This is a genomic window from Pseudomonas asuensis, assembly GCF_014646755.1.
In the GTDB taxonomy this organism is placed as follows: Bacteria; Pseudomonadota; Gammaproteobacteria; order Pseudomonadales; family Pseudomonadaceae; genus Chryseomonas; species Chryseomonas asuensis.
In genome coordinates this window covers 379,018-394,047 of record NZ_BMNW01000002.1, presented here as the reverse complement: position 1 = coordinate 394,047, position 15,030 = coordinate 379,018, and the positions used below count along the sequence as shown (strand labels likewise).

14 protein-coding genes are annotated in these 15,030 nt (G+C 53.4%); 3 read left to right on the top strand and 11 right to left on the bottom strand.

What is annotated here, in order from left to right; translation table 11 throughout:
• Positions 1-7 precede the first annotated feature (7 nt).
• Positions 8-1,174, bottom strand: coding sequence for a hypothetical protein (locus tag IEX86_RS05595; protein WP_188865130.1), 1,167 nt, complete (start codon positions 1,172-1,174; stop codon positions 8-10).
• Between the two features lie 554 nt (positions 1,175-1,728).
• On the opposite strand from IEX86_RS05595, the gene IEX86_RS05590 reads away from it, so the two are divergent.
• Complete coding sequence (locus tag IEX86_RS05590; RefSeq protein ID WP_188865129.1) at positions 1,729-2,235, top strand: ferritin-like domain-containing protein; 507 nt, start codon at positions 1,729-1,731, stop codon at positions 2,233-2,235.
• A 58-nt stretch (positions 2,236-2,293) separates the two neighbouring features.
• Here IEX86_RS05590 and IEX86_RS05585 read toward each other — a convergent pair whose 3' ends face one another.
• The 3 genes from IEX86_RS05585 to IEX86_RS05575 all read right to left on the bottom strand — a co-directional run bounded on the left by IEX86_RS05585 (position 2,294) and on the right by IEX86_RS05575 (position 4,832).
• Positions 2,294-3,277 (bottom strand): NAD(P)/FAD-dependent oxidoreductase, encoded by a 984-nt coding sequence (locus IEX86_RS05585; RefSeq protein WP_188865128.1) that lies wholly within the window; start codon positions 3,275-3,277, stop codon positions 2,294-2,296.
• A 126-nt stretch (positions 3,278-3,403) separates the two neighbouring features.
• Positions 3,404-4,132 (bottom strand): DUF421 domain-containing protein, encoded by a 729-nt coding sequence (locus IEX86_RS05580; RefSeq protein WP_188865127.1) that lies wholly within the window; start codon positions 4,130-4,132, stop codon positions 3,404-3,406.
• Position 4,133: 1 nt separating this feature from the next.
• Complete coding sequence (locus IEX86_RS05575; RefSeq protein WP_188865126.1) at positions 4,134-4,832, bottom strand: DUF421 domain-containing protein; 699 nt, start codon at positions 4,830-4,832, stop codon at positions 4,134-4,136.
• 141 nt (positions 4,833-4,973) lie between these two features.
• Here IEX86_RS05575 and IEX86_RS05570 point away from each other — a divergent pair, with 141 nt between their 5' ends.
• Together IEX86_RS05570 and IEX86_RS05565 are read left to right on the top strand one after the other, a co-directional pair.
• On the top strand, positions 4,974-6,854 hold the full coding sequence (locus IEX86_RS05570; protein WP_188865125.1) for a PAS domain-containing sensor histidine kinase: 1,881 nt from the start codon (positions 4,974-4,976) through the stop codon (positions 6,852-6,854).
• A complete protein-coding gene (locus tag IEX86_RS05565; protein ID WP_188865124.1) occupies positions 6,851-7,207 on the top strand; it encodes a response regulator in 357 nt (118 codons plus the stop codon). Before IEX86_RS05570 ends, IEX86_RS05565 begins: the two co-directional genes overlap by 4 nt.
• 27 nt (positions 7,208-7,234) lie before the next feature.
• Here the strand turns inward: IEX86_RS05565 and IEX86_RS05560 are convergent, their stop codons facing one another.
• From IEX86_RS05560 to IEX86_RS05530, 7 genes are all read right to left on the bottom strand, one after another.
• Entirely contained in the window at positions 7,235-7,909 is a 675-nt protein-coding gene (locus IEX86_RS05560; RefSeq protein ID WP_188865123.1) for a sulfite oxidase-like oxidoreductase, read from the bottom strand.
• Positions 7,910-7,923: 14 nt separating this feature from the next.
• Entirely contained in the window at positions 7,924-9,093 is a 1,170-nt protein-coding gene (locus tag IEX86_RS05555) for a zinc-dependent alcohol dehydrogenase (protein WP_188865122.1), read from the bottom strand.
• Positions 9,093-9,953: an SRPBCC family protein gene (locus IEX86_RS05550; RefSeq protein WP_188865121.1), complete on the bottom strand. Its 861-nt coding sequence runs from the start codon at positions 9,951-9,953 to the stop codon at positions 9,093-9,095. The genes IEX86_RS05555 and IEX86_RS05550 overlap by 1 nt, the downstream gene beginning before the upstream one ends.
• A 126-nt stretch (positions 9,954-10,079) precedes the next feature.
• Complete coding sequence (locus IEX86_RS05545) at positions 10,080-11,429, bottom strand: MFS transporter (RefSeq protein WP_188865120.1); 1,350 nt, start codon at positions 11,427-11,429, stop codon at positions 10,080-10,082.
• A 412-nt stretch (positions 11,430-11,841) separates the two neighbouring features.
• Entirely contained in the window at positions 11,842-12,255 is a 414-nt protein-coding gene (locus tag IEX86_RS05540; RefSeq protein ID WP_188865119.1) for a response regulator, read from the bottom strand.
• 352 nt (positions 12,256-12,607) lie between these two features.
• Entirely contained in the window at positions 12,608-14,428 is a 1,821-nt protein-coding gene (locus tag IEX86_RS05535) for an IucA/IucC family protein (RefSeq protein ID WP_188865118.1), read from the bottom strand.
• Positions 14,425-15,030, bottom strand: a complete 606-nt coding sequence (locus IEX86_RS05530; RefSeq protein WP_188865117.1) for a GNAT family N-acetyltransferase — start codon at positions 15,028-15,030, stop codon at positions 14,425-14,427. Before IEX86_RS05530 ends, IEX86_RS05535 begins: the two co-directional genes overlap by 4 nt.

Below are 15,030 nucleotides of genomic sequence, written 5' to 3'. Positions count from 1 at the left end.
CAAGTCCTCAAGGTTTACGGAAGAGTTCGGTTCCGGGTGTCCAGATATAGCCAGCCGAGGCCATGTCCGAAGGGATACCTTCTGAGTTCAGGTGGTTGCGGTAATCCTGAGAAGCCCTGTCTTCCTGCTCTTTTGGTACGTAATGGATGCCATGGGCACGCAGATCGACCTCTTTGGAAAGAGTCTCGCGTACAAAATCACGGTTGCGCTTCAAGGGACGCATTTTGGGCAGCTCGCCAACCAGCACTTCCGCCGGATCACGACGCTCGTACTTCTTGAATAGGTCGCAGGCAAATTCCAGATGACCCAATTCGTAATCCAGGAAGCGCTCCCACAAGGCCTTGATGCGCGGGTTTTCTTCCTGTTCGGCACAGCTGGCATAGGCGTAGACTTCCATGGCTTCATGAATCAGCCACTTTTCCATGAAGGTTTCGCTGGCATCCATGAGAGACTCGTATTGAGTCACATGCTGCTCTTCAACCGATGCGATTTCCGCATACAGTGCGCGCGCAACCGGGTCGGCAAACGTGTTGCCGATATTCATGTAATAGTCGTGCGTCTGGTATTCAGAGCTGGTGATCATCGCCGCATGGATTTTGGTAATCAGCTGGGCGGTGCTCTTGTCGTAGCTGTCACGCACATCATCGCTGGGATTGCGGTGATGCTGACTAGTGGCGCGGCCCGGAATAATATCGGTATATCCCTGCAGGATATTATTGGGGTCTTTGCCTTCGAGTCGGTCGTACATGGCCGAATAGCGATACAGGTGATCAAAGTCTTCTAAAAGGCCAAAGCGGTACGACTGTGCCTGGTAAGGGTCAGGCTCGTTTTGGGCAACGGCTGCTGTGACTTCAATAGCCACCTGCTCGTAGGCAATAGTGGTTTCCAGCGGGGAGTGATCACCTGAGATCAGCCAGTTGATAGCCGTCGCCTGATGCTGCTCTACGCGGCGAATATGAGCCAGATGAGGTTGCAACTCTTTATGGAATCGAGCGCCAATGTGCTTAAGGCGAAGTGCCTCGGTTTCAATGCCGTTCATGAGAATGATGCGGATGCGGGTTGTGGCATCATCATCCAGCTTGCTGATAGGCCGAGTGGCCATTTCACGCCAAGTAAACCGCTGCTTGTCTAGCGGCGTGCCCTTCAAATCCAGAAGTCCAGCAAATGTATCCATTATACCCCCCAGGTTTAAACGCTTTGGGAGAGGGTAATTCCTTTTAACACCTCATCAGTGTTGTTCACGGTTATGCCTATAGTGGCACTTGGGAATGGACTCTAAGGTCGTCACAGCATTCCTTCCTTAAAAAAATAACTGACCAACGGATAAGCTTTTCAAAAACTTTTCTTGTGGATGGTAAGTCTGCCTGTGACTAAATAAGTCTTTAGTGTTCACTGTATAAAATTTGTATAAATTTAAGCCGTCTCGATGAGTATGAGGTCGGGTGAGATCTGCTTGGTAGGCTCTGGAATAGGTTTTTCAGAGTAGATCCGTAGAATCGATGTGCTTTCCAGCGTGACACTAAGTGATGGTTGGCTAGAACTTTGCCAAAGACCCGGTTGACTAACTAAAGGTGGACAGCGACGAACTCAAAAAGCCGCTCGTTACTTAATACAAGAGTTGTAAAAGTTTAAGTGGCTATAGGCGTTGATGAGTTGAGATTTAACAGTCTCAACTGAACAGTTCGCTTCGCTTAATCAACTTCTACCCTGACTAAAAGGTGAAGAGACATGACTACTCGTCAAGAACATCTGATCGACTGGCTTAAAGACGCTCATGGCATGGAGCAGCAAGCGGATAAAATGCTAAAGGGTCAGTTGGAACGTCTTGAGAATTATCCCAAGCTCTCCGCCCGTATTCAGCAGCATATTGAAGAAACGCAGTCTCAGCTTCAACTAATCGAAAGTTGCTTAACGCGTCTGGGTACCAGCCCATCCACCATGAAAGACTTTACCGGTAAGTTCATGGCCATGGGACAGGCCATGGGCGGCATGTTCATGACTGACGAAGTGGTCAAGGGCTCCATGGCCAGTTATGTTTTCGAGAATGTCGAAATTGCCATGTACACCGTGCTGATCTCTGCGGCTGAGGCTGCAGGTGATCTGGAAACCAAGCGTGTATGTGAGCAGATCCTGCCACAGGAAATTGCCATGGCTGAGTGGGTCAAGGATCACCTCCCGGAAGTGACCATGGCCTTCATGGCACGCTCCGAAGCCGGTGAAACAGCCAAGAAGTAAGCGCTCTATAAAGAGTCTAAAAGGCCAACTTTAAGTTGGCCTTTTTTATGCTGACCAGTCAGGGCGCGACGGCAGGAGACTTACTCGTCCAGGGGTTGATCTCAAGGCTGTTGTGAATTGCGGTCGAACTCATGGCCGCATGTCCTGTGGCAACACTGATTTGCTTGAGTGATTTGACCACATCGCCTGCCGCATAAAGTCCCGGGATCGAGGTGCGCAAATGTTCATCTACGATCAGCATGCCTGATTCATCTGTCTCGGCACCCAGCCGCTTTGCCAATTCTGAACGAACCCGAGAGCCTAACGAGGGGTAAACGATATCGAACAGATAGGTTTCACCCTTACACGTTTTAAGCTCAACTTGCTGGTTTTCTAGCAGCCTGATTCCTTCTACGCGGTCGCTGATCAACTGAATGTCATAATGCTCTGCTAGTGCCAGGGCTTCTTCACAGGCTGAGGGCTTACCGTGTACGACAACGGTGACCCGATCAGTAAACGTTCGTAGGAACACCGCGTGTGAAATGGCGCATTCGGCTTCGCCATATACCGCTACGTTGTCGCCATTCACTTCGTAGCCGTCACAAATCGAGCACAAGCGAATCGAAGTAGCTGCGATGGCATCGTATACACCCGGCATGTCGGGCAATTCATCTTCAATACCGGTCGCTAGCAATACGCGGCGAGTTATAACGCTGCGCCCGTTAAAAAATACTTCGAAACCTTGTGGTCGCTGCTGAATATCATCTACATGTGCCTGTTCGAAGCGGGCACCATAGGTTTTTGCCTGTTCGCGCAAACGCTCCAATAAGCCTTCACCGGAAATTCCAGGAGGAAAACCAGGGTAGTTATGCGAGAGCGGAATCAGAGCCGCGCGGCTGGCACCATCGTCGATGACCAGGGTCTGTCGATGGAAGCGAGCCAGATAAGTGGCGGCTGTTAATCCGGCAGGGCCTGCGCCAACAATGACGCAATCCAGATCCACAGGTTCGCTGACATCTGAAATCGTCTCGGGCTGATCAAATATTTGTTCGTAATCTTTCATGATCGGTTAACCCGCTCAAGCATAGAGAAAATCGCGCCCCGATGGGGCCGATGGCTATATGAAGTAGAATGATCGCGCTGGCTGAAAGTTCGTAATAAGCGACCATTGCTACGCATCGCGTGTTAACTATTCAGGTTTTTTCTCATCTTCTTCATGCATCTTGACGCCGAGTCGCTTAACGGCAGGCAACCACTCTTTATTGCCGCAGCAATCGCACTCCTGATCTTTTGGCGCAGGATTGCATTGGGTTACGTGACCACAGCGTGAGCAGGCATAGTGATTATTAACCTGGATACGCTTGCTCATTTCCTCATCTGGTGTAGGAAGCAGCCATAGCCCATAGTGCGGCGTCCGGTATTTGATCAGGCTGAAGTGTCCTGAAGACTCAAGATAAACGCGACGGACTTCTCCAAGATGCTGAATATTCTGCGCTCTCAATTCTGAGTGGACGCGCTCTGGCGACAAGCGTGCCTTGGCCATGTTATCCAATACCAAACGGCCGTCTTTGACCAAAATGGTGGCATCACCATGGGTAATAACCTCAACGGCTCGTTTCTTGAATGAAAGAAACGATAAGCCTCGCTGAAAAATCAAGGCAGTCAGAAGAAGTACAGCGGCCGGCAAAATGCCTTTCTCAGGCGTTTGCAGTGGAACACCAATGGCTGCACCCAGGGTAAGCATGACGGCCAGCTCTGAGATACTAAGCTGTGCTGCTACACGGCGGCCCATCAGGCGCATCATCATCAGCAGTAGCAGATAAATGACCCCTGTGCGCAGCAATACCTCAATCATGAAGAGCCATTGGGTATCGCCCAGAAGAATACGCTGCCAATCCCAGGAGGCTACATTAAGCATGTCAATCCTCCAGCTCTTCAGCAGCGGGTATCCAGCGTTTCGCCTTACAGTATTCGCATGCTTGCCTTGGTTCTTCCTCACTTTTGACCGTATGGCCACAGCTGATACAGGAGTAATGAGTTCGGCTCGCTATAGCCTCACGCAGCTCCTGATCAATCTCAGGAATAATAGGAAGGCCAGGGCAGGGGCAGTCGGTGAGGACCACTGAAATTGAGCCAGAAGGCTCAATGTAAACTCGGCTTAACTGACCGAGATGCTGGATGTTACGCATGCGCAGAAGGGCGAAGATTTTTTCACGAGAAAGGACGGTCTTACGCAAGATATCCAGTTGAAGCCGTCCATTGTTAATAACATTAAGCACCTCACCGGCCACGGCGACGTTCACCTTGTGGTGGTTCATGCTCAATCTGGCGACTGTCCGCTGGAAGAGAATTACCGCCGCCATAATAATCAGAGGCGGAAGCATACCGCGTTCCTGAGCCTGGAGCGGCACGCCAATTGCTCCAGCCAGGGTCACTACTACTGAGAGTTCGAACAGTGTGTACTGTGAAGCGACGCGTCGCCCGAGGAAGCGCATCGCCAGCATGATGAGTGCGTAAGTCAGGCCTGCTCGAATGAATACTTCAATCAAGAACGTCCAAGGCGCTTCACCGATGAGTATGCGATGCCAATCTGCTAGAGAAAATTGCTTAGGTTGCATAGCTGCCCCAACATCATTACGCCATTTTTGAAGCAGCTAAGGCCAATCGGTTCGTTTGTTCCGACGAGACGACAATCATTTAGTCGATTAAGTACCGTTTATCGTGATACGCATGACGCGCCGAAGACGTAAGATTGTAGAATGTTGGCCCGTTTTATGGCCGGCTTGTTGGGCACACTCAAGATTATGAACTGCACGCAGGAAGCCTCTACTCTTAATCGTATTTCGGCTCCGCCTCTGTCTTCTGACCTGTTGAACGACATGGTATTCGAGCTTCTGCCTGCCGCTGCGTTCGTATGTGACGCAACAGGAGCCATTGTTCGTTATAACCGCAAGGCGGCAGAGTTCTGGGGAAGAGAGCTGATTCCCGGCGAGACGTATTACATTGGCATCGAACGGATTTTCCATGCGGATGGGCGAGCAATGCTGCCGGAAGAGTCGCCCATGGCCAGTGTGTTGCGCTCCGGTTTACCCGTGCGCGATCGTGAGTTGCTCGTGCAAAACCTGCTAGGCCAGCAGCGCTGGACCCTGGTTAATATCTCGCCGATTTTTGATGACGAAGGGCAGATCAAAGGCGCCATCAATTGTTTCCAGGACATTACCGAGCGCAAGGAAAGCGAGCGCAAACTTCAGGAAAGCCAAGCCTTTCTTCAGGCCGTCGTTGATGCGACCCCAGAATGTATCAAGGTTGTAACTGAAGACGGCTTGCTGATGCAGATGAATGATGCTGGTCTTTCCATGATCCAGGCAGAAAGCCTTGAGAGGGTTCGAGGGGCTTGTATCTTCAATCTTATTGCCCCAGAGCACCGAGACGTATGGATTACCAATCATTTACGTGTGTGCAAAGGTGAGCAGCTTAGCTGGACCTATGATGTCATTGGGCTGGCCGGTACACGTGTAAACCTGGAAACCCATGCCGTACCCTTGCGGCTACCTGATGGTCGTAGAGCTCACCTTGCTGTGACCCACAACATTACCCAGCGGGTAAAGGACGAGCAGGCTGTGCGTGAGAGCGAGCGGCATTTGAGCGAGCTGCTCGATGGGCTTGCCGTCGCGGTCTACACTACCGACGCGAAAGGCTACCTGACCTTTTACAACGAGGCCGCGGTGGCACTTTGGGGGCATCGACCCAGGCTGGGGGAGGCCCGGTGGTGTGGCTCCTGGAAAATGCAGTGGCCAGATGGTCGCGAGTTGCCCCATGATGAATGCTTTATGGCCACTGTGCTTGACGATGGTCAGGCCGTACAGGGCGGAGAGGGGTACATTCTGCGACAGGATGGTTCGCGTATTCCGTTTGCGGCATATCCTTCACCCTTGCGTAACGAGGACGGTGAGATCACCGGGGCCGTCAACATGTGCGTGGACATCAGTCGGCATAAGACGGCAGAAGCCCAGCAGCGTGCACTTATCAATGAGCTCAATCACAGGGTGAAAAACACCTTGATGACGGTACAGTCCATTGCGACCTATAGCCTGCGTAGCGCAAATGCTGAGTCCCGGTTTCGCGAAATGTTCGATGCCCGCTTGCTTGCATTGAGTAAGGCGCACGACTTGCTCACTCAGGCGCAGTGGCAGGGTACGCGGCTTAGAGCCGTTATCGAACAGGAGGTCGCGCCCTATACCGAACAGGGAAAGGCAAGTCGCATCGAGTTCTCTGGCAATGATCATGCGCTTGAACCCCGTGAAGCATTGGCGCTGGCCATGGTCTTTCACGAACTCATCACCAATGCCGCTAAATACGGCGCACTCTCCGTTCCGGAAGGACGCTTGCAGCTGACATGGTATGTCGGTAAAGATGAGCACACAGGGCATCATTGTCTGGAGCTCAACTGGTTAGAGCGCGAAGGTCCGACTGTCGAGGTTCCCCAAGTCAAAGGCTTTGGCTCTCGCCTGATTGATCGCAGCATTACACGCGAACTGAAAGGGCGTGTCGTAACTACATTCGTGCCGGCCGGGCTCGAATGCCATTTATCCATCCCGCTGTTGTGCCTGCAGGCCAGGCCCAAAGGAAGCTTCGTTTGACCACTACCCGTAAGCGTGTCCTGCTCGTCGAAGACGAAACACTCATCGCCATGCTGCTTGAAGATATCCTGGATGAGTTTGGCTATGACGTAGCGGGCAGCGCCGCTGATTTTGATGAAGGCATGCGATTGGCCAGTTCCGGAAGCTTTGATCTGGCCATTCTGGATGTGAATGTAGGCGGGCGTGAAATCTTTCCGATTGCCGAACAGCTGGCAGCGCGCGATATTCCCTTTATGTTTTCCACGGGCTACGGCGCTTATGGGCTGCCGGACGAGTGGAAGAATCGACCCGTCCTGGCAAAGCCATTCAAGCCGGACGATCTGGAAAAAGCACTACACGCTAATTTTCCCTGATGGGAAAGGCGAGCGATGCTACGGGCATCACTCGTCCTCTGAGTAGCGCTCTTCCTGCCAGGGGTCACCGCGGTTGTGATAACCACGTTCCTCCCAGTAACCCGGTACATCGCTGACCCGAAACTGGATTCGTCGAATCCACTTGGCGCTTTTCCAGAAGTACAGGTGAGGCACAATCAGGCGTACGGGTCCGCCGTGCTCAGTTGAAAGGGGGTTACCCTCCCAGGAGTGAGCAAGCAAGGCACCTTGTGCTGCAAAATCATCCAGCGTCAGGTTGGTGGTATACCCATCATTGGAGTAGAGCAGTACAAAGCGAGCATCTGGGTGCGGTTGCACGCTATCTAGTAGATCCTGGGTTGTAACACCCTGCCATTGATTGTCGTAGCGGGACCAGCTGGTTACACAGTGAATGTCGCTAACGAGCCGGGATTGGGGCTGTGCCATGAAGGTGTCCCAGTTCCAGCTCTGCGGGTTTTTCACAGCGCCAATAACATTGAGCTGCCAGCGCTCCTTGGATACTGCCGGCCTCACGCCTAAATCAAGAATCGGCCAGTTTTTGACCAAATGCTGGCCGGGCGGCAAGCGCTCTTCTGAAGGCCTTGAAATACGGCCAGTCAGGTAACGACCTTCACTGACCCAGCGCTCTTTTGACTGGGTCAGCTTGGAAGGGTCTGGTGGTTGGCGGTCCTTATCGTCGCTCACGCACGACTCCTTGGTTACGGCATGAATACTGCGCGCATGCAGTCCTCGGTTTTCTCCTTGAACATCGCATAGCCGCGTGGTGAGTCTTCCAGGCTCATCGGGTGCGTCAGCAGGTAGGAAGGGTCAAGCTCACCTTTCTGAATATGCTCGAACAGCTTGTTGGCATACCGCTGCCCTGGCTGCTGACCGGAGCGCACAGTAAGCGCTTTGTTGACAATGGCGCCCATGGGGAATTTGTCCAGCAGACCGCCATATACCCCTACAACCGACACCGTACCGCCTTTACGGCACGCCCTGATTGCCTGCCGAAGGACTGTCCCGCGCTCTGTGTGAAGGTGCATCATCTGCTTGGTCTTGTCGTATACGTAATCCAGCTCAGTACCATGAGCTTCCATTCCAACGCAGTCAATGCAGCGATCCGGGCCGCGTCCCCCGGTCAGTTCCAGCAGCGCTTCGTGAACGTTGGTTGTTTCATAGTTGATGGTGATTGCACCGGCTTTTTTCTCGGCCAACTCAAGGCGGGACGCAAAACGGTCAATGGCAATAACTCGCTCGGCGCCCATCAAATACGCAATACGGATAGCCATCTGGCCAACACCACCGCAACCCCAGACCGCAACGGTATCGCCTCGCTGGATATCCGCATTATCCGCCGCAAAATAACCCGTTGGGGCAGCATCCGAGACAAAAACCGCCTGCTCGTTGGTTACGCCGTCCGGGACCTTGAACAGGTTGACGTCAGCAAAGGGGACGCGAATGTAGGTTGCATGGCTTCCGGCATACCCGCCAAAGGCGTGGCTGTAGCCAATAATGCCGCAGCAGGGCTGGCCATAGGCTAAATCCGTTGCTTCCGGATTTGGGTTGGAGTTGTCGCAGCAGGAAAAATCACTGCGCTGGCAATGCTCGCAATTACCACATCCTATAATAGAGATGGTGACAACGCGGTCGCCTTTCTTGAAGTTGGTAATACCCGAGCCCACTTCGACAATCTCACCCATGAACTCATGGCCAATAATGTCACCCGGCTTCATGGCGGGCACATAACCGCCTAACAGGTGAAGGTCGGAGCCGCAGACTGAAGACATGGTGACACGGAGAATAACGTCTCTTGGATTGACGATTTCCGGATCCGGTACGGTTTCTACTTGCAGAACATTAGGGGCTTGCCAAGTAAGTGCGCGCATTAGTAGGCACCTCCAGCTTGAGTCCCATCGGTACGCGGCGCCACAGTACGCGGCTCGCTAATGACTTCGCCTTCCAGCGGCATCACGTCTGATACTTGACTGGCTGGTACGCGCTCGGCCATACCTGTTCTCATCAGGTTATTGGTAATCTCGCCGGTTTCCAGCAATTGTTTCAGGCGACGCAGGTCCAGATTCAATTCGCGTCCCGAGAATTGGCTGATCAGGCTGGCAGCAGCGTAGCCCACGCGGCCAGCAGGAGGCTCACACGCCAACACTACTTGCAGCTCGGTTCCCATGCCATTGGGAGCGTCCTTGAATGTAAGGGTCGCCTTATGCTGAAGATAGGCTGTGGATTCAGTACTCCAGACAATGCGTTCCTGAGGGAGGTCCTCCTCGATAAAGGCATTCCATTCCACTGTCCGGTTCTGAGGTCCTACCGCGACCCAATGATAGTGAGTGGCGTCCATTTGCTGGACACGCTCCAGGCGCCGCATGAACAGGGGTAGATTCTCGATGCTCCGAACGAAGTCATACACTTCTGAACGAGGTTTGCCGATGGTAATTGTGCGCGCAATCGCTTCGGCGTTGGTCCAGCCGTACTCTTCCTGCAAGAGCGATTCGTAGGGTGTAGGCGTAAGTGCTGCCTTGGCCTTGCAACGACCGGTAACGCCACGCGCTGTGACCAGCGCACCTAATGCCATTTGTGCCAACCCCAGAATGCCGCCGCGGCGCAGACCGCCTGCCAGGAGTAAACCACCGCCTACCAGTGACAGGGTACGTTCAGTTCCCTGTACGTTGGGCTCATCCAGTGACTGCTGGGACTTACGTGTGGCCATTAACGGTTCATGCAGGGCTTTCATCGTGTGTCATCTCCATATAGAACCAATCGGTATCTAAAGGTGACTCCTCAGCGAGACGTCCTGTTCCCCGAAGGTTACAAAGGCTGACAAACGTTCAGGCTAGAGACAGGCTGCGATTTAACCCCATTATGTCGTTATGCCCGTCAAGGGAGCTGGCTTTGCCTTGGGTGCCTGGACGGTAACCTTGTCCAATGCCACCTTTGATGTCTCCGGTAGCAGCATTCCGCCAATCAGGCCCAGCACTGATATCGCGATGAGATAGAAGGCTGGCGCCAGGTTACTGCCTGTCTGCCCAATCAAGTAAGTAGCTACGAGAGGTGCGGTGCCGCCAAAGATTGTGTAAGCCATGTTGTAAGTAATAGCCGATGCGGTATAGCGCGTTCGGGTAGGAAAGACTTCAGATAACAGCGCAGCGGTTACCACGCCAGACAGTACAGCGCCAATGGCCAGGAGCAGCACGCCCATAACCGAAAGCATCATGTTGCCTGAGCTTGCCATCCAGAATGAGGGATAGACCACAATGATTAGTAGCGTGCAGGTCGTGAAAATCGTGGCTTTGCGTCCAACCAGGTCTGAAAAACGCCCGGCAAAAGGGCAGAGTACGGCGGCAAATAACAGGGCAATCACAGTAACCAGGAGCGCCGAAGCCCGGTCAAGCCCGCCTGCTACTTGAAGGTAGGTCGCAAAGTACGTTGTGAACATGTAGAAGGACAGCGCGGTGACGGAGATGAACGCGCCCAGCCGACAAATAGTGCCACCATGGGATTTTAACGTTTCGCGCAATGGGGCGTGTGTGACCTCGTTATCCGCTTCTATAGATTGAAAGGCCGGTGTCTCTCCTAGCCGTATTCTCAAGTACAGCCCAACGATGCCCAGTGGTGCTGCAATAAGAAAGGGGATACGCCAGCCCCAGTTGGCCATGGCCTCTTTGGTAAGTGTCGCATCCAGGGCATAGGCCAATACGGCCGCGCAGGCAAAGGCCGAAAATGTCGAGACCGGGATAAAGCTTCCATAGGTCGCGCGCTTACTGTGGGGCGCATGTTCCATGACATACGCGCAGGCGCCCGCATACTCGCCTCCAGCCGAAAACCCTTGAACGCATCGGATAAGGGTTAACAGGAGCGGAGCCACTACACCGATAGCCGCATAGGTAGGTAGCAGACCGATCAGCGTTGTTGCACCTGCCATCATCAGAATCGTCAGGGCGAGTATTTTCTTGCGGCCGATGCGATCACCCAGCATGCCAAAGACAATGCCACCCAGCGGTCGAAAGGCAAAAGCCACTGCGAACACGGCAAAAGTCTTGAGCAGGGCCACTTTCGCATCGCCACTAGGGAAGAACTGCTCGGCAATAATCGTTGCGAGAAAGCCATAGACGGCAAAGTCGAACCACTCGACGAAATTACCAATAGAGGCGGCGGTAATGACTTTTCGTAGTGTGCGACTGTCGACGGAAACGGGTGCTGCCTGAGTCATGATCACGCTCCTGGAAAAGGGATTCGCAACGGGCAGAAAAAGGCAGGCGCACGGGTTATTAGAGTAATAAGAGCATGTGGCCTGTGGCGATATGAAACGCTAACGCTCAGGACTTTAGAGGTTGTCTGGTATGCGAAGTGGCCTGCTACCGACCCCTACGGTTTAGCGGACGACATGATGCTGGAAGAGCCTTTTAGCTCGCGAGTCAGGCCAATAACTGGATGCCCAGTGGCTTGTCTACACTGGTGCGGGCATTTCGGCTGCCGAGGTGGAGGCCATGACCTGTAGGGAAGTCTGATCTTCTGGCTAAGTAGCCTGAGGGGCGCAAGGCCTGCTGTCCGCTATGAACGGTCAAGACGAGTGATAAGGCAGCAGATTATATCATTCACTACAGGGAGCATAAGGGCGAGCGTCAAAGGCTGATGGGTGCCTTTTTCAGCATCTGAATAATGGCTTTTTTCATCTCGCCAAGATCCCACGGCTTCTGTAGATAAAGCATGCCGTCGAGAAGTTGAGGAATGCTTTCCAGATCATGTCCAGTGGTAACGATAACCGACATGCCTGGCCAGCGCGTGCCCACCATAGTTGCCAGTTCAGCACCTTTAATCTGCCCGGGAACCAAATGATCGGTCACTATCAGGGAGGGCTTTTCACCAGCGCTCAGCATGTGGACCAGTGCATCGTCAGCGGTCTCGAAAGTGCTGACACGACCGCCTAATTCCTCTACGAAGCCCGACAGGATACTTTGTAGAAGCGGGTCATCTTCAATCAAGACAAGCCAATGGCCTTCAAGCAAAGCTTCAGGCTTTTCAATAACACTGTTCATAGCCTTGCCAGCCCATATGAGAGACGCTTCAAGCGCAATCGCCCATTTTCTCAGATTTTATGGCACTCCGTCTTAGTGAAAGACGAGCGCACTGCAAGAACTTACTTGATCCAATTAACACAACACACTTTAAAGGCGAGGGGTGGGCCGTTTTAAGCCTGACACTGACAATGCAGCTGCTTGTACTTCTATGGAGCTGAAGGCATTACAGCCTGGCGTAGCGCCGAGCGCTTCCTTACCAATTTTTGCCTCGCTTGACCTTCGCTCGAAGGCTTTTCGTACAGAGCCTGGTACTCAATTGATCCTGTGTGAGCGATCCGGCTGACTGCAGCCGGATCAGGTATTGCTTACGTTATCGCTTGAAGGGTGCGATGGGGTTGATCAGTGTTCCGGCAAGCTTCAAGTTTCCGGCCGGATCTGCCAAGTTGACCATTTGCTGGTTATTACCCAGTTGCAGCCGGTTCAGGCAGGAGCGGATGAACTCAGGTGCGAACAGGTCATACCGGGCAAACTTCTCGGCATACTGAGGCTGGCTCTGCTGATACGTGCTGACGCACTCGGCTACCAGTGACCAGAAACGGTCTTCGGTGTAGTCGGCTTTCTCGACCAGGATGGCGCTCATATAACGGAAGAAACAATCGAACACATCGGTGAAGAGCGACAGAATCTTAAGCTCCTCAGGCACCGAGACGGCCAGGCGCTTGATCTTTTCCGGTAGTTCGGCATCAGGATTCAATACGGCAATTTCTTCCGCGATATCCTTCATGATTGCCCGGGACGGTACGTTGTTGTCCAGCACCAGGATCAGGTTTTCGCCATGGGGCATGTAAACCAGATCATGAGCATAGAAGCAGTGCAGCAGCGGGGTGAGATAAGCATTGAGATAACGGCGTAGCCACGTGTCCGTGTCAACACCGGAGGAGGCAATCAGCGCGGTGAGAAGCGATTCGCCCTGTGCGTCCAGATGCAGCAGCGAGGCCATCGTCATCAGGCGCTGCCCCGATTTTAACTGAGGGACCGGGCTTTCGCGCCAGAGGGCAGAGAGCATTTTCTTATAGGGCGTATCGTTAACCAGCGCTGTTTCATAATAGTGGTTTCGATAGCCTACCGCGGCGACTTCGCGCAGGATGCTGAAGCCGTTTTCCGTCAGGAATGGATCATTGTCAATTAGCGCTTTCAGCCATTCGTTAATGGCTGGAGTCGCCAGCATGTAGTAGGGCGACAGACCCCGCATGAAGCCCATGTTAAGAATGGACAGGGCTGTCTTCACGTAGCGCTTTTCAGGGTGGCTGGTGTTGAAGAAGGTGCGAATGGATTGCTGTGCAAGATAGCTGTCCTCTCCGTAACCCAGGCAGACAATATTCCGATTGGCAACGTCTGCTGAGAACGCCATGGAAAGCTTGTTGAACCACTGCCACGGGTGGGCAGGCATGAAGAGATAATCGTCCGGATCCAGGCCTTGCTCGGTAAGCTGGGCCGTGAAATCGGTAATTGTCGCTGTGCCAAGCTCCTCTTCTAGAAGCTGCTCATAGGTCAGGTCTGACAGTGACGAGAAGGTTGCCTTGGTCTTACGCACAGCCAGCCAGATCAGCTGGATGGGCGAGGCGGCTTCCGGTGCATAGGCCCGGTAATCATTGGCGTCAAAGCCCATACGACCGTTATTTGCGACGAACCCGGGGTGGCCTTCCATCATGCCTGTTTCTACAGCCTGAAAATCGGCACGGGTGAGCTCTTCGGCGGTTAGCCCCGGCTTAGCATGCTTGTAGGCGCTGCCATATAAGGTGCTACTGATCTCGTCCAGGTACACCGGCATCATGCTTTCCTGAATACCAAGGTGCTCCTTGAATTCAATAATGAACTCTAGCGCATCCAGCGGTACGGCCTGGCCATCCCTGGTCTTCTCGATGGAGGCGGTGTCGATCAGCCAATGATCCAGCGCGAGCTTGCGAGCGCGAAAGCGGTATTCCAGCGTCGTATGTCCGTTGTCCAGGCGATAGTGATCCCAGCCATTTCCGGATGTAGTCAGCACCGGCTCAATGAGCTTTTCATGAGCGAATTCCGCCAGCGCTTTACGTACAAGCAGCCGATTGACCTTATTCCAGCGTTCAGGTGTGAGATGCAGTGCAGCGTGTCCGGGCGTAGCAGCGGGCAGGGCGGTAATCATCTGGTTCATGGGCGGTTCTCCATTTCAAGGCTGGCGGCGTAGTGTTCGCGGGTGCAGAAAGCGAGGTGGGCAGTTTTTTCGCCCAGTTGAATGATGCGGTCGTACTCGAAGCCGACGCGCTTGTTGAGCACATGGATTTTGTCGTTGCGGACGTCCGGCTCGACGACCACGCGGCGGGCAAAGGGATCGCTAAAAATGAATTCCATGATGGTGCGCATCACAGCGAGGGTAAAACCGGAAACAGGCTTGTTGCAGGGGGCGACGAGAAAGTGCATGCCGCGATCGCCGGGCTTCACGTCATAGTGTTGGCCCACCGGGTCATGCAGTGGCATATAACACTCAACCAGGAACGCTGGCTTGCCATCATGCAGGCCTAGGTAGGCATCGGCGTAGGACGATGCCATAAGGTCTTTATAGAAGGTTTCTACCTCGGCCAACGTAGCATTCTGCATTCCCCAGAACCGGGCATAGTCGCGGGTCAGCCAGTCATGCAGCAGCGCCGTATCGTCTGGCAGATTAAGCGGGCGTAGGCTGAAATACCCGATTTCAGGCTGTGGCTTGCTAAAGCACAGGCGGGTATCGATGGGTTGTTGTAGCGCAATGGCAGTCAT